The organism is Streptomyces sp. SID8374, from assembly GCF_009865135.1.
In the GTDB taxonomy this organism is placed as follows: domain Bacteria; phylum Actinomycetota; class Actinomycetes; order Streptomycetales; family Streptomycetaceae; genus Streptomyces.
Window position 1 is genome coordinate 3,099,335 of sequence record NZ_WWGH01000001.1, and the last position, 15,438, is coordinate 3,114,772.

General features: G+C 70.6%; 10 protein-coding genes and 1 pseudogene. 4 read left to right on the plus strand and 7 right to left on the minus strand.

What is annotated here, in order from left to right:
- Nucleotides 1-50 precede the first annotated feature (50 nt).
- Both GTY67_RS13820 and GTY67_RS13825 read left to right on the plus strand, forming a co-directional pair.
- Nucleotides 51-1,439 carry a hypothetical protein gene (locus GTY67_RS13820; RefSeq protein ID WP_237502894.1) on the plus strand — a complete coding sequence of 463 codons (1,389 nt, stop codon included), beginning with the start codon at nt 51-53 and terminating at the stop codon, nt 1,437-1,439.
- On the plus strand, nt 1,439-1,984 hold the full coding sequence (locus tag GTY67_RS13825; protein ID WP_093692022.1) for a hypothetical protein: 546 nt from the start codon (nt 1,439-1,441) through the stop codon (nt 1,982-1,984). The genes GTY67_RS13820 and GTY67_RS13825 overlap by 1 nt, the downstream gene beginning before the upstream one ends.
- Nucleotides 1,985-2,037: 53 nt before the next feature.
- Here GTY67_RS13825 and GTY67_RS13830 read toward each other — a convergent pair whose 3' ends face one another.
- Entirely contained in the window at nt 2,038-4,620 is a 2,583-nt protein-coding gene (locus tag GTY67_RS13830; protein WP_093692024.1) for a bifunctional FO biosynthesis protein CofGH, read from the minus strand.
- Nucleotides 4,621-4,763: 143 nt separating this feature from the next.
- On the opposite strand from GTY67_RS13830, the pseudogene GTY67_RS13835 reads away from it, so the two are divergent.
- Nucleotides 4,764-5,552: pseudogene (locus tag GTY67_RS13835) on the plus strand (HAD family hydrolase); the annotation flags it as partial.
- Between the two features lie 77 nt (nt 5,553-5,629).
- On the opposite strand, the gene GTY67_RS13840 reads toward GTY67_RS13835, so the two are convergent.
- From GTY67_RS13840 to GTY67_RS13855, 4 genes are all read right to left on the minus strand, one after another.
- Complete coding sequence (locus GTY67_RS13840; RefSeq protein WP_161278910.1) at nt 5,630-8,857, minus strand: hypothetical protein; 3,228 nt, start codon at nt 8,855-8,857, stop codon at nt 5,630-5,632.
- Between the two features lie 426 nt (nt 8,858-9,283).
- Entirely contained in the window at nt 9,284-10,417 is a 1,134-nt protein-coding gene (locus tag GTY67_RS13845) for a PQQ-dependent sugar dehydrogenase (RefSeq protein WP_093692028.1), read from the minus strand.
- Between the two features lie 186 nt (nt 10,418-10,603).
- Complete coding sequence (locus GTY67_RS13850; RefSeq protein WP_161278911.1) at nt 10,604-12,088, minus strand: penicillin-binding protein 2; 1,485 nt, start codon at nt 12,086-12,088, stop codon at nt 10,604-10,606.
- Nucleotides 12,089-12,226: 138 nt separating this feature from the next.
- Nucleotides 12,227-13,072 carry an LLM class F420-dependent oxidoreductase gene (locus GTY67_RS13855; protein WP_161278912.1) on the minus strand — a complete coding sequence of 282 codons (846 nt, stop codon included), beginning with the start codon at nt 13,070-13,072 and terminating at the stop codon, nt 12,227-12,229.
- A 140-nt stretch (nt 13,073-13,212) separates the two neighbouring features.
- Here GTY67_RS13855 and GTY67_RS13860 point away from each other — a divergent pair, with 140 nt between their 5' ends.
- Nucleotides 13,213-13,668 (plus strand): tetratricopeptide repeat protein, encoded by a 456-nt coding sequence (locus GTY67_RS13860; protein ID WP_161280074.1) that lies wholly within the window; start codon nt 13,213-13,215, stop codon nt 13,666-13,668.
- Nucleotides 13,669-13,756: 88 nt separating this feature from the next.
- Here the strand turns inward: GTY67_RS13860 and GTY67_RS13865 are convergent, their stop codons facing one another.
- Nucleotides 13,757-14,956, minus strand: coding sequence for a hypothetical protein (locus GTY67_RS13865; RefSeq protein WP_161278913.1), 1,200 nt, complete (start codon nt 14,954-14,956; stop codon nt 13,757-13,759).
- A 199-nt stretch (nt 14,957-15,155) separates the two neighbouring features.
- Nucleotides 15,156-15,416: a hypothetical protein gene (locus tag GTY67_RS13870; protein WP_093692034.1), complete on the minus strand. Its 261-nt coding sequence runs from the start codon at nt 15,414-15,416 to the stop codon at nt 15,156-15,158.
- Between the last annotated feature and the right edge of the window lie 22 nt (nt 15,417-15,438).

Below are 15,438 nucleotides of genomic sequence, written 5' to 3' on the forward strand. Positions count from 1 at the left end.
TCGACGCCCTGCTGAAGGCCCACCCGAACGACCCCGTCTTCGCCGAACGCGTGGCCCTTGGCCTCGGCCCCGAAGGAACCCTGAAGTTCTTCGCCGGAGCCGCGGACCTGGACAGCTGGGAGAACCGCGACGGCGTGGCCGCGGGCACGCGGGAGGACCGCGGGAAGCGCATGGAGCTGCTCGGCACGCTGGAGAAGCAGCTGGGCACCACGCTGGCCACCGCCCCGCGCTCCGACAGCGAGGGCATGGAGGCGTGGAAGGAGCGGGCCGTCGCACTCGGCGGCGAGGACGTCGGCAACGGCAAGGGCACCAGCCAGACCCGCGTCTACGGGTTCCAGGCGATGAGCAACCTCATGCGCCACGGCACGTACGAAAGTGACTTCCTCAACGACTACGGCAACGCACTCGTCAAGTTCGAGAAGGAGAACACCGGGGACGTCAGGAACAACGACGCCGGTACGGACCCGATGACCGGGTTCATGAAGGCGCTGGCCCACAACCCCGACGCGGCGACGGAGTTCTTCAGCTCGACCGACCCGCAGGACAACGCCCAGCATGTTCTGAAGGACCGCAAGCCCTTCAACGACGTGGTGCCCGACTCCATGGGATACGGGAAGTCGGCGAGCGACTACAAGGGTCCGAACGCGAGTTACGAGGCGACCGGCGACGCGCTGGTCGCGGCGGCGACCGGGGTCGACCCGGACGACAGGTCCGCGCGGCCCGTCGAGCACACCGGACAGCACCGGCAGGTGCTCGACAGCTCGCTCAAGTACCTCGCGCAGCGGGGCGACGGCTTCCCTGCGGAGATGCGGGACGACATGGCGATCGTCCTGACGAACCACGGGGACGTGGTGCACCACTCCGCCAGTGCGCTGGCCGATGACCCCAAGGACGCGAGACTGCTGGACCGGGACCAGCTGCTGGAGGTCTCGAAGCAGATCTCCCGCGACCAGAACGCCTACGGCATGCTCAACGAGGGTCTGAACCAGGAAATCGTGAGGGACATCCGCGAAAACAACGCGGACGACCCGAAGGAGACCCTGCTGCGTGCGGGCGGCACCGTCGGGTTCCTCGAACAGGCACGGTACCAAGCCCTGGTGACCGACAAGGACGACCCCACGTGGGATGCGAAGTGGATGTACCACGGATTCGGCAGCATCGTGAACTTCGTGCCGGGGGTCGGTGACATCGCGCAGCGTGGCGTCGACGCGGTGACCTACGAGTGGCAGCAGCAGGAACAGAAACGGATCGACACGATCCAACAGCAGGAGAACGAAAAGACCTTCGTCGGCAGGGAGCGGCAGCTGCAAGCGATCGCTGACACCTGGATCAAGGCCAATCCCGACCACGGCAGCAGCCGGTTCGTCATCACCGGCGAGATCAACGGTGCAGCCTACGATGCGAACAGTCGGGTCAAGGGCCTCAAGGGAGGAGGGTGATGCGAACCACGCGGAAGGACCTCACCATGCCCGCGCGCGGTGCCGCGCTGCTCGCGGCGGTCGCGGTCGGGGCGGCAGGGTGCAGCTCCCAGAAGACGTTCGAGGTCTCAGAGCTGTGCGGGAGGAAAGTGGACTCCGCCCTCGTCGCCCCGTTCCTTCCGGAAGGCGAGACACTGAAGGTCGACGACGGTATCTCCGCTCCGGAGCAACCGCGCTGCCAGGTGTACGTGGACGGCAAGCTCTCCCTCTACGTGCGGGGCAACGTGGAGGAACCCGACTTCGACCTGCTGAAGGCCACGGAGCGGAGTATGCGGCGGCTGGGCAACCCTGCACCAGCCGACGGCATCGGTGACGGCGCCACCGTCGCGGACCACGGAGCGATGGCCGTGCAGGCGTGCACGTACAAGGGAGAGAAGAGCCAGTACATTCTGGAAATCGACGGGGTGGACAACCCGAAGGACATCGCCGACCGCCGTGAGGCCCTCGCAAAGCTCCTGCGAGCCCACCTGCCCGTCATCATGGCGGCAGAGGGCTGCCACCCGTAGTGGGGGCAGGGGGACGGCTCCGGCCCGCGCCCGCCCTCCCCTCCCCCCACCCCTCAGCTCGGCACCACCGGCAGCAGTTCCGGCAGGTGCCCGTCCGACGCCGTGGCCGCCGCGACGCGTTCCGCCGGGACCTCGCCGTACAGGGTCGTGCGCGGGCGGGACGGGCGGCCGGCCAGGTCGGCGATGGCCTTGAGGTCCTGGATGGAGCGGTACGAGCCGTAACTCGACCCCGCCATACGGGAGATGGTCTCCTCCATCAGCGTGCCGCCCAGGTCGTTCGCGCCCGAGCGGAGCATCTCCGCCGCGCCCTCGGTGCCGAGCTTCACCCAGCTCGTCTGGATGTTGGTGATGTGCGGGTGGAGGAGCAGGCGCGCCATGGCCGTGACCGCGCGGTTGTCGCGGTCGGTCGGGCCCGGGCGGGCGATGCCGGCCAGGTAGACCGGGGCGTTGGTGTGGATGAAGGGGAGCGTGACGAACTCCGTCAAGCCGCCTGTCTCCTGCTGGAGTCGGGAGAGCGTACGGAAGTGGCCGAGCCAGTGGCGGGGCTGGTCGACGTGCCCGTACATCATCGTCGAGGAGGAGCGCAGGCCCACCTCGTGGGCGGTCTTGATGACCTCCAGCCAGGTGGCCGTGGGCAGTTTGCCCTTGGTGAGGACCCAGCGGACCTCGTCGTCCAGGATCTCCGCCGCCGTACCGGGGATGGAGTCGAGTCCCGCTTCCTTGGCGGCCGTCAGCCAGTCGCGGATCGACATGCCGGTGCGGGTCGCGCCGTTGACGACCTCCATCGGCGAGAACGCGTGCACGTGCATGCCGGGGACGCGCTCCTTCACCGCCCGTGCGATGTCGAAGTACGCCGTCCCGGGCAGGTCCGGGTGGATGCCGCCCTGCATGCAGACCTCGACCGCGCCCACGTCCCACGCCTGGGCCGCCCGGTCCGCGACCTGGTCGAGGGAGAGCGTGTACGCGTCGGCGTCCGTGCGGCGCTGGGCGAAGGCGCAGAAGCGGCAGCCGGTGTAGCAGACGTTGGTGAAGTTGATGTTCCGCGTGACGATGTACGTGACGTCGTCGCCGACCACGTCCCGGCGCAGCGCGTCCGCGATCCGGCACAGCTCGTCCAGCGCCGGACCGTCCGCGTGAAGCAGGGCCAGGGCCTGGTCGTCGGTGAGCTTCGTCGGGTCGTCGGCGGCCTGGCTGAGCGCCTGGCGTACGTCGGCGTCGATCCGGGACGGGACCATGCCGGGCGCCGCCGCCTCGCGGAGCGCCTCCCAGTCCCCGTACACCTCGTCGAAGTCGTTGCGGCGGTCGCCGGTGCGGCCCTCGGTGTCGATGGTGGCGTGGAGGTCGGTGCGGCCCGAGGAGGTGAAGCCCTCGTCCGGCTCCTGCCAGGGCAGGCCGACCGGGAGCGCGCCCTCGCGGGCGAGGCCCGTCTCCGGGTCGGCCAGGGCGCGGACGTGCGGGAGGAGGCGGGGGTCCAGCCACGGTTCGCCGCGCTGGATGAACTCCGGGTAGATGGTGAGGCGTTCGCGGAGCGTGAAGCCCGACTCGGCGGTGCGCGAAGCCAGTTCGTCGATGTGCGGCCAGGGACGTTCCGGGTTCACGTGGTCGGGGGTGAGCGGGGAGACCCCGCCCCAGTCGTCGATGCCCGCGCCGATGAGCAGCGCGTACTCGGCGTCCACCAGGTTCGGCGGGGCCTGGATGCGGGCCGAGGGGCCGAGGATGTGCCGGGCCACCGCGATGGCGGCGGCCAGCTCCTCCAGCTCCGCGTCGGGCATCCCGCGCATCGCCGTGTCCGGCTTGGCGCGGAAGTTCTGCACGATGACTTCCTGGATGCCGTGGTAGGCGCGGGCCGTCTTGCGCAGCTCGAAGAGGGAGTCGGCGCGCTCCTCGTACGACTCGCCGATCCCGATGAGGATGCCGGTGGTGAAGGGAACGTTGGAACGGCCCGCGTCTTCGAGCACGCGCAGCCGTACGGCGGGCTCCTTGTCCGGGGAGCCGTGGTGCGGGCCGCCCGGCTCGGACCAGAGGCGGGTCGCCGTCGTCTCCAGCATCATCCCCATGGAGGGGGCGACGGGCTTGAGCCGCTGGAGGTCGGTCCAGGTCATCACGCCCGGGTTGAGGTGGGGCAGCAGGCCCGTCTCTTCAAGTACCCGGATCGCCATGGCACGTACGTACGCGAGGGTGTCGTCGTACCCCTCCGCCTCCAGCCACTCCCGCGCCTCGGGCCAGCGGTCCTCGGGACGGTCGCCGAGGGTGAACAGCGCTTCCTTGCAGCCCATCGCCGCGCCGTCGCGGGCGATCTTCAGCACCTCGTCGGGCGAGAGGAACATCCCGTGGCCCGCGCGGCGGAGCTTGCCGGGCACGGTGACGAAGGTGCAGTAGTGACACCTGTCACGGCAGAGGCGGGTGAGCGGGATGAAGACCTTGCGCGAGTACGTGATCACGCCCGGCCTGCCCGCCGCTTCCAGGCCCGCGTCCCGGACGCGGGCGGCGGACGCAGCGAGGTCCGTCAGATCGTCGCCGCGCGCCTGGAGCAGGACGGCGGCCTCGGTGACGTCGAGGGCGACACCGTCACGGGCACGTTTCAGCGCGCGCCGCATGGCGTTGGAGGTGGGACGTCCGCTCTGAGGATCGGTCATCCACCGAGCATACGAGCGGGGCGCGCGCACCGGACCAGGGCCTCGGGGTCGGACGGCCGGACCCGGGCGCTCAGGGGATACGTTCCGCCACCGCCTTCACTCGTGCGGGCCGACTCACCGAATGAGCGCCCTGCGACGGCGTCCTCACGCCTAGTGTCGGCACGGTGATGGAAACGATCGTCCTCGGCATCGGCGAAACCCTCGTACGCGACGACCGCCACTGGGCGTCCTGGGCCAACTGGCTCGGCGTACCCGCGCACACGCTCAGCGCGCTGGTGGGCGCGGCGGTCGCCCAGGGCCGCGACGCGACGGACGCGCTGCGGGTGCTGCGGCCGGACATGGACGTCGACGAGGCGTACCTCGCCCGCGCGGCCGCCGGGCGCGGGGAGCACCTCGACGAGTCGGACCTCTACCCGGACGTGCGGCCGGCGCTCGCGGAGCTGCGGGCGGCGGGGGTACGGGTGGTGGTGGCGGGCAACGGCACGGTGCGGGCCGGGGAGCTGCTGCGGGCGCTGGACCTGCCCGCGGATCTGGTGGTGACCTCGGACGAGTGGGGCGTACGGAAGCCGGACCCTGCGTTCTTCGCGCGGGTGGCGGAGGTGGCGGAGGCGGAGCCGTCCGCGACGCTGTACGTGGGCGACCACCCGGCGGACGACCTGTTCCCCGCCGCGGCGGCGGGGCTGCGGACGGCGCATCTGCGGCGTGGGGCGTACGGGCACTGGTGGGCGGAGCATCCGGATGTGGTGGGGACGGCGGACTTCCGGATCAACGCGTTGACGGAGCTGGTGGGGGTGGCGGGCGGCCACACGTCCCGCCCGGAGGACGTGAACGGGGCGGCGGGGGCCCACCCAGCCCGTCCGGCGTTCGAGAACGAACGCGGGGCGGCGGGGGCCGGGCGCCCTGCGAGGGTCTCGTACCTGAGGGGCCTCTGAACGCCGGGCCCACCCCGGCAAGGCTTCCGTCCTCGAACGCCGGACGGGCTGGAGGGGTGGGCCCGGCTCAGGGCAGGTCAGCGGGTTACTGCCTTCGTGGGGGTGCTGGTCGACGTGCCGCTCGCGTGGCCCGTGCGGTGTGCCGTGACCTTCACCGTGATCTTCTTGCCCCGCTGCGCCGCCTTGAGCGTCAACTTCGACCCCGTCGCCTTGGAGATCGCCTTGCCGTTGGCGTACCACTGATAGCTGTACGACGTGGGCGCCGGCGCCCACTTCCCCTTGCCTGCCGTGAGCTTGGCGCCCACCTTCGCCTTCCCGGAGATCACCGGCTTCGCCGACGCCTTCGGTGCGTCGCCCTTGGCGACCGTGACAGGTGCCGAGGTGCTCTGCCCGTCGGGGGTCGCGGTGCGGCGGGCGGTGACGGTGACCGTGACCTTCTTGCCCAGCAGCTTCGCCGGGACGGTGTACGTGGAGGCCGTCGCGCCCGCGATCGCCGTACCGCCCGCCTTCCATTGGTATGCGTACGAGGACGGCGCCACCGACCAGGAACCGGTCCCCGCGGTCAGCTTCGCGCCGACCTTCGCCGGGCCGCTGATCGCCGGGGGCGCGGTGTTCAGCAGTTGGGCAGCGGTGACCGTGAACGAACCTCGCTGGTACTCCGACCCGTTGTGGGTGATGACGCTGAGGGACCAGGTGCCCGTCGGGACCCCGGCCAGGTCGAGAACCGCCGTGAGCGTTCTACGGTCGGCGGAGACTGCGGTGGTCTTCGCCTCGATCTGCTTGCCGTTGGCGTAGAGGCTGACGACGTCCTTCTCGTGCAGGGCCGTGCCGGTCAGCTTGACCGTGACCTTGCTGCCGGCCGCCCCGGTGCCCGGGCTCACCGTGCCGATGGTGACCTGTTCGGTGCCGCAGCGGATGCCGGAGCAGACAGCCTCGGCCTTGTACGAGGTCTTCGGTGCCGTCTCCGGCAGCGAGAGGACCAGGGTGCTCGGCGTGACGGCGTTCGTGGACGGCTCGCTCACGGCGCACTGGTAGCCGCTGGGGATGAACCTCGTGCAGCCGTTGCCGAGGCTCGCGTCGTACAGGGAGGGCACGGCCGTCTCCTCGGCGCCCGTCGTGTCGCTGATCTCCATGTCGAAGCGGTCGCGGTAGGCAGTGGGCAGCACCGCGCAGAAGGTGTTGTGCGCCTCGTCGAGGGTGCCGGTGACGGGGCCGTATCCGTAACTGACGTTCGAAACCCGCACGCAGCCCTCGGCCGGGCCGGCCGCGGTGCCGATGCGTACGGCGTCGAAGCGGTGGTCGGGGGCGGCCTTCAGCCTGCTCGGTACCGTGACGAGGACCTGATAGCGGGTGGAACCGGTGACCGCGCAGGACTGGTTGGACTGGCACAGGACGGTGCCGTCCGCGTCGAAGACCACGATGTTCGCCGTGCCCAGGGCGTCGCGGACGTTGATGTGCAGGGTGTCCTTGGCGTCGGCCGTGGTCACCTGGCGGCAGCGCACGTCGCCCGGAGCCCCGGTCGGGCCGCCCGAGGACGGGCCGCCGACCTTGGTGGCGGGGTTCGGTGTGCAGCCCTTCGCCGTCGCGGTGACGTCCTGGCGGGCCAGGGAGTATGCGGCGTTCGTGTCGCGGCCGGTGACGAGCACCGTGTGCGGGGCGCCGGGGGTCAGGTCGCAGGCCGCCCAGGTGTGAAGCGAGGCGTAGACGGAACAGACCTGCTTGCCGTTCTTGTCCAGCACGGAGAACTGGGCCGTGGATGTCGTGCCAGGAGCCGCCTTGAGCTGGAGGATCTCCGCCGCGCTGTGCGCATCGGCCGGGATGCTCAGGCACTGCGAGAAGACGCCCCCGCCGGTGGTGATCCGGGCCGATGCGCTCTGCGCGGTGAAGTCGCCGGCCGGGATGGCCGGGCAGCCGCTCGCGCCGTCGGTGCGGTGCAGTGCGATGGCGTAGGGGCCGGTCGCCGGGTTGGTGTCGTCGGTGGAGATTTCCAGTCGGAACGGCGAGGCGCCTGCCAGCTCGCACGTACCGGCCGACAGGGTGTAGTAGTCGCACCGGTACTCGCCGGCGGCGTCGACGAGCGTCAGGTCGGGGCGCGGCTCGGGCCCGTTGAGGGGCTTCAGCGCGGCCAGCCGGGCTCCAACGGGGAGCGTCAGCAAGACGCAGTCGATCTCACCGGCCGAGGCGAAGGCGGACCGGTACAGGCCCGGTCCGCCGCTCTCGCAGCCGGCGGCCGAGGAGCGGTCGAGGATCAGCGTGGCGTTGTCGGTGTAGACCGTGTAGTCACCGGCGGCCGGAAGTTCGCAGCCGTTCCAGGCGGTGCAGACGGTCTTGCCCTCGCGGTCGTACACGCTGAGCTTCGTACGGGAGGAGTCGACGCCGTACACCTCGTACCGCCCGGCATGCGGGGCGGTGAAAGTCTTGCACCCGGTCGCCGGGGTCACCTTGGTGGGTGCGGAGTTGTAGGTGTTGAGAGGAACGCGGGCGCAGCCGGCCGGGTCGGAGATCCGGCGGACCTTCAGCGTGTACTCGGCGGGGAAGCCGCGCTCCGCGTAGGTGACCTGGGTCAGGACGCGGTAGGGGCCGTTGCCGGGGAGCACACAGCCGTCGTTGTCGTCCTCGCGGTAGCGGGGGCAGATCCGGGCGCCGGTCCTGTCGGTGATCCAGGAGATGCTCTGGCCGTAGACGGTGGTCTGGACGGTGTCGGTGATCCGCTCGCCCGGCTTCGCCTCGATCCGCGCGCACTGCACGGCCGTGGGACCGGTGGCCCGGGCGACGAGGGGCGGGCTGTTCCAGTCGGTGGAGACGGTCGTCGCGCATCCCTCGTCCGTGGCGAGCGGGACGAGGGCGAAGGTGACCGTGCTCTTGTCCCAGCCGTTCGCCAGCCGCAGCGTGAACTCGCCGGTGCGCTCCAGGCGGCACCAGCCCGAGCCCCAGTCCGGGTCGTAGCAATCGACCTGCTCCTCACCGTCGTGGACGGTGATCTGCACGTCGTGGGCTCCGGGGCCGGACTGCGCGAGCCGGTGTACGCCCGGCTTGTCGACCGTGAAGGTGTAGCAGGCCTTGCCCTCGGCGGGGAGCGTGAGCGTGTTCCCTTCCGGCGCGGCCTCGCCGAACGCGGAGAGCGGGAAGGACGGGCAGTCCTCGGCTCCGGACTTCGCGGCCGTCGCGGCCTGGGCGCCGGTGGGCGCGGGGGTGTTCGCCTGTGCCGTTTCCACGGGGACCAGGAAGGAGAGCAGGACGGTGAACGCGAGCAGGAGCGCGGTGCAGGCCGCTGATCTCGCAGCCGTACACAGGTGGCGTGGCATGGGTCCGTTCCCCCCCGGAGCGGTGAAAGGTGTGCGCCGGGGCTCCGCGGGCTGTCGGGGCAGCGGGGCTGTGGGCACGGTGAGTTGTGTGCGCCGTGTGAAGGGCGCACATGATGATCGCACATGGGGGGTGGCCGGGGGCATGTCAATTTCAAGGCTGGCCTGGCCCACGCCCAGCCCGTCCGGTGGCCGGGCCCTATCCAGCCCGTCCGGCGTTCGAGGACGGACGCGGGGCGGCGGGGGCCGGGCGCCCTGCGAGGGTCTCGTACCTGAGGGGCCTCTGAACGCCGGGCCCACCCCGGCAAGGCTTCCGTCCTCGAACGCCGGACGGGCTGGAGGGGTGGGCCCGACGAGCCGAAAGGGCGGACCCGGCAAGCCGAGGGGGTGGGCCCGACGAGCTGAAGGTGGGCCCAAGGGCTCAGCCCCCTACGCCGGGTCGATCCGCGAGATCGTGCCGCCTATCGCCAGCACGTACAGCTCCCCGTCGCCCGCCTCCACGAACGAGATCACCTCGCCGCCCTGGACGCCCAGGTCGCCCTCGCCCGTCACCTCGCCGTTCTCGATGTCCAGGGTGCGGAGCGTGCCGTCGCAGTAGTCGCTGTAGACGTAGCTGCCCGCCAGGTCCGCGATCGCCTCGCCCCGGTAGACGAAGCCGCCCGTCACCGAGCAGCCCAGGCCGCTGCGGTCGTACTCGTGGACCGGGGGCACGTGGTTCGCCGGTTCCGTGCCGCCGCGGAACGGGTGGTTGCCCTCCATCGAGGACCAGCCGTAGTTCTCACCGCCCTTGCTGCTCGCGGGGGCCCAGTCGATCTCCTCCCACTCGCTCTGGCCCACGTCACCGATGAGCAGGTCGCCCGTGCCCGCGTCGAACGAGAAGCGCCACGGGTTGCGGAGCCCGTACGCCCAGATCTCGTCCTTCGCGCCCTCTTCCGCCACGAACGGGTTGTCGGATGGGATGGCGTACGGCTCCCCGCCGGTCGGGTCGATGCGGAGCAGCTTGCCGAGCAGCGTGTCGAGGTTCTGGCCGTTGCCGTGCGGGTCGCCGCCCGAGCCGCCGTCGCCGAACGCGATGTAGAGGTAGCCGTCGGGGCCGAACTTGATGTCCCCGCCGTTGTGGTTCGGGTACGGCTGCTCCTGGGTGAGGACCGTCCGCCGTGTGTCGGGCTGGAGTTGGCCGTCCCGCACCGCGAACTCGTCGATGGTGCTGGTGCCTTCGAGGTCCGTGTACGAGATGTAGAAGTGCGCGAACTCCGGGTCGAACGCCACACCCAGCAGGCCGCGTTCACCGTCGGTGGTGGTCTCGTCGGAGATGTCGAGGACCGGGTCGCTCAGACCGTAGTCGCCCAATACCCTTACCGTGCCCGCGCGTTCGGCTATCCAGACCTTGCCGTCCGGGCCGGCCGCGCCTGCGGAGGGGCCCTGCGCCCTGGCCACTTCCGTGAGGACGACCTGTGCCGAGGGGGCGGCCGGAGGCTCGTCGGCCGATGCCGTGGTGAGCGTCAGGGATGCTGCGAGGAACAGTGCGCCGATGATTGCCGAGCTTCTGGTGCGAACTTTCACCGTGGCCTCCTGGAGGCGGCGAGTGGGGGAGTTCACCCTGGCTGCTCGGGGCAGAGTTCGGTGGGGGTGCCCGCGCCAGCATGCAACCGGGGTGGGGGGCGTGTGCCACTGGCTACGGATGAGGGTACGGGGGCTGGAGTGCATTGGCCTAGGCCAATGCACGGACCAATTCAAGCCCCTCGCCCCCTACTTCCCCAGCACCGCCTCCATCACCTTCTTCGCGATCGGGGCGCCGAGGCGGCCACCGGAGATGTCGGAGCGGGAGATGTCCATGTCCGTCGGGTCGATGAAGACGGCGACGGCCACCGAACGCCCGTCGTCCGCCTTGCCGTAGCTGACGAACCAGCCGTACGGGACCGCGTCGCGCACGTTCACCCCGCGCTGGGCGGTGCCCGTCTTGCCGCCGACCGTCACACCGTCGATCAGGGCGCGCTGCGCGCTGCCCTCCTTCGCGGTGTGCTCCATCATCTCCTGGACCTTCTTCGCCGTCTCGGGCGAGACGGCCTGGCTCATCTCCGCCGGTTCGTTCTTCTCCAGCATGGAGAGGTCCGGGCCGCGCAGCTCCTCCACGATGTACGGCTGCATCAGCTTGCCGTCGTTGGCGAGGGCCGCCGTCACCATCGCCATCTGCATCGGGGTGCTCGTCAGGCTGCCCTGGCCCATGCCGGTGAGGGCCGTGCCGGGCTTGTCCAGCTTCGGCGGGTAGAGGCTCTTCGTGGCGAGCATGTCGCCGAACTCCTCGGCGTACACGTCCTCGTTGAAGCCGAACTTCTCGGCCGTCTCCCGCATCCGGTCCTCGCCCAGCTCGGCCGCCGCGTCGAGGAAGACGTTGTTGCACGAATACTGCATGGCGGTCTTCATCGACGCCTTGTTGCAGACCGCGTCCCCCGCCTCGCTGCCGATCTTGTTCCGGGAGAGCGGCAGCGGATACGGCGAGACCGCCTTGGTCGGGGCGTCCACGTCCGTGATCACGCCGTGCTCCAGCGCCGCCGCCGCGGTGAGGATCTTGAAGGTGGAGCCGGGCGGATACGTCTCGCGCAGCGGGCGGTTGGCCAGCGGCTTGCCCTTGTCCTCCAGGAGGGCCTTGAAGCGGTCGCTCTCCTTGAACGAGATCCCGGCGAAGACCTCCGGGTTGTACGAGGGCGTGGAGACCAGCGCCAGCACCTTCCCCGTACGCGGGTCCAGGGCCACGACCGCACCCCGCGCGCCCAGGTCGGTCAGCCCCTTGTAGCCGGCCTTCTGCGCCTTCGCGTCGATCGTGGTGATCACGTTGCCGCCGCGCCTCGGCTGGCCGGTGAGGACGTCCTTGGCGTGCCGGAAGGCGAAGCGGTCGTCCTGTCCGCTGAGGACGCCGTCGTACGTCCGCTCCAGCAGCGAGGTGCCCTGGGCCTGGGAGGCGTAACCCGTGACGGGCGCGTACATCGGGCCTTCCTTCCAGGTGCGCCGGAAGGTGTAGTCCCTGCTGGCCGTCTCCTTCGAGCCGGTGATCGCCTTGCCGCCGACGATGATGTCGCCGCGCGGGGTGGCGAACCGCTCGAACCGCACCCGGTGGTTCTTCTCGTGCTGGGACAGCTCCACGCGGTCGACCTGTTGCAGCCAGTTCGCCCGCAGCAGCAGCCCCAGCATCAGGAGCCCGCAGAAGATGGCTATGTGCCGCAACGGCCTGTTCATTCCACTCCCCACCCAGTCGGGTCCACCGCCCGCACGCACGAAAGCGCGTGCGGACCGTGCCCGCGTATGCGATCCCCGGGAGTAAGGATGCCCTGCCGCCGCCCCCGGTTGCACGGGGCGGGACCGGGAAAGCGGGGCTCAGAGGAACGCCGCGTACCCGTCCAGGACCCGCAGCACCTCCCGCTCGCCGCCCGGGGGCAGCTGGAGCACGACCTCCTCGATGCCCAGCTCCGCGTAGTGGGCGAGCTTCCCGGGGTCGGGGAGCACGGCGTACGGCACCACCTGGAGGTCCTTCGGGTCGCGCCCCGCCTCCTCCCAGGCCGCCCGCAGCTTCGGGACGGACTCCGTCAGGCCCCGGCCGCCGATGGGCAGCCAGCCGTCCGCGTGCTCCGCGATCGCCGCGAACAGCTTCGGGCCCGCCCCGCCGCCGATCAGCGTGCGCGGGCCGACGACCGGGCCGCGCGGCTCCCGCACCGGCTTCGGGAACGCGAAGCTCGCCTGGACCGACCCGAACTCCCCCTCGTACGCCGTCGGTTCGGCCGACCACAGCGCCCGCATCAGCGCCATCCGGTCCCGCGCCAGCTCCCGGCGCGTGGACCACTCGACCCCGTGGTCGGCGGCCTCCTCCACGTTCCAGCCGTAGCCGACACCGAGCGTGAACCGGCCGCCGGAGAGGTGGTCCAGGGTCGCCACCTGCTTGGCCAGGTCGACCGGGTCGTGCTGGGCGACCAGCGTGATCCCGGTGCCGAGCCCGATCCGTTCGGTGACGGCCGCCGCCTGGCCGAGCGCCACGAAGGGGTCCAGGGTGCGGCCGTACTCGCGGGGCAGATCACCGCCCGCCGGGTACGGGGTGCGGCGGCTCACCGGGATGTGGGTGTGTTCGGGCAGATAGAGACCCGCGAACCCGCGCTGCTCCAGCTCGCGCGCCAGCCTCACAGGTGTCACCGTCTCGTCGGTGAGGAAGATCGTCGTGGCGATCCGCATCGAGAGCACCTCCGTCGTCCGTGCGAAGGGCCAAGGTAAGCCGTGCGTCGGCGAAATCCGAGACCATGTCGCCCATAGCCTGAGGCCACGGTGGCCGGCCGCCCGTCGGCGGGGCCGCGGGGAAAGGACGTGGGATGGGGATGGGACTGGGGTTCTTCCTGCTGCCCGCAGGCGGGGTGCTGAGCCTGACCGGCGTGTTCCTGGGCAGCGACACGCTGATCAGCCTGAGCTGGATCATGTGGGTGGCCGGTGTCCTGCTGCTGATCGCCCAGCGCTACCGCCGCCCGCCGGACCCGCAGGTGCTGGCCGCCGCCGCTGCCGCCGGGGACGCCCGCGCCGTACGGGGGCTGCGGATGCTCGCCCTGGACGCGCGGAGCCAGGGGCGGCCGGACGCGGCCGAGCGGATGCTGCGGCAGGCGGTGAAGGCCGGGGATGTGGAGTCGATGTGGGAGCTGGGCCGGCTGGTCCAGGAGCGCGAGGGGCTGGCGGCGGCGGAGCCGTGGTACCGGATGGCCGCCGGGCGCGGTCATGTCGTGGCCCGGCGGCTCCTCCGGGAGGGCGGCGAGCTGAACCCGGACGGGACGAGCCCCCTGTAGCCGCGCACTCGCGCGCCACAGAGGGCTCCGGCTCCGAACGCCCGGGGCAGATCGCCTGGGTCAGATCGCCCGGGTCAGATCGCCTGGGTCAGAACTTGCCGTAGCGGCCCGTCAGGTCCGCCTCCGTGCACAGGGCCGAGCCGATCAGGCAGGGCAGGCCCACGTACTTGCGGGTGTAGACGTTGGTAACCTTGCCGCCGTTGTAGATGTAGATGTGGTGGTTCGGCATCAGGCGGTGCTTGCCCGAGCGGATGGTCCAGTTGCCGCTCTTGGTCATGTTGATGGTGGCGGCACCGCTGATGGCCCCCTTGACCCCGCCCAGGCCCTTGCAGAACGGGTTGGCGGCGTGCATGACGAACCGGATGTCCACGGAGTTCTTGCCCGACCCCAGCTTCTTGGCGGTCATGTGCTTGTCCGTGGCCGTCTTCGTCGCGACCTTCTTGCCGGTCGACTTCTTGTAGACGTGGGTGGGCTTGACGGACTTGTTGCCCACCACCTTCTTGTTGCTCCACGTCACCGTGGCGTGCAGGGCCGCACGGTACTTGTCCGACTTCCAGTCGAACTTGGAGCGGCCGTCGCCGCCGTACTGGTAGCCCTTGGTGTAGTCGCAGCCCGCCGGCGGGGCGTCCACCTTCTTGAACGGCAGGAACGCGACCCAGCTGATGGTCGTGGTCTTGGCGGCGGCCGCCGCCTTGGCCTGCTGGACCGCTTCGCCGCGCAGCCCGGCGAGGGAGCCGGAGGCGGGGACGGAGACGTTCATGCCCCAGCTCCTGGCCCCGGGGTGGCCGCCCTCGGGGAGGAGGGGGACCACCTGGTAGTCGTACCGGGCGCCCGCCTCGACCGCGGTGTCCCGGAAGGACTGCACGCCCGCGGCCGGCCGGGCGATCTCCTTTCCGTCGCGGGTGATGACGTAACGGGCGTTCTCGGCGTAGCCCTTCCAGGACAGCTCCACGAAGCCCTTGCCGGCCGCGGCGGTGATGCCCTCTCCTGCGGAGGAGGTGTCGACGACCGCGGTCTCGCCGGAGGCGGCCCGCACGACGCCGAGGCCCTGCGCCTCAAGGGTCTTGCCCTGGGCGCTGTCCGCGCTGAAGCCGGTCACGTCCTCCAGCCCGCCGTAGGACTCGGCGGAGAGCTGCGACACGGCGAACGCCGGTGCGGTCCGGTCGGAGGAGACCTCGGAGGAGACCGTGGAGCCCGAGGCGAGAGCGGTCGCCTGAAATCCGCCCGCGACGAGCGCGAGCGGCGTCACGGAAAGGGCGGTCACCTTGGCGAAACGCGAGAACTGCATGTATTCCCCTTCATCCCCGTCGACGCCGTGGACGAGCCATGGCATCGGGTGCCCTGATGTCAGGCACCTGACAGAGACCCTAGGGAGGGGGGCGAAAGGCCGCAATTGTCCATTGAGGCATTGCCCTTAAGGGCAATGCCTCAATGGAGGAAGGCCTGAGAACGATGCAGGAAAGGCCTGAGAACGCGCCGGTCGGAAATCAGAAACCGCCGGTGAAGACGAAAAGGAAGGAGAGCGGGAGAAGCACACCCACGGCACCGGCGGCGAGGCCGATGGAGCACTGGACCCGGTTGACCTCGACCTTGCTGACCAGGCCGAGCACCCCGAAGGTGATCGCCAGGGCGCCCGCCAGAATGGCGAAAATGCCGAAGAAGAACGTGGCGATCAGCGCGATGACACCCAGCCCGAGCGAGACGGGCGCATAGAGGGTGGCAGGGCTTTCGGTGGTTCCGGTTGCCATGTCGCGTCCCTTGTCGTGAGGT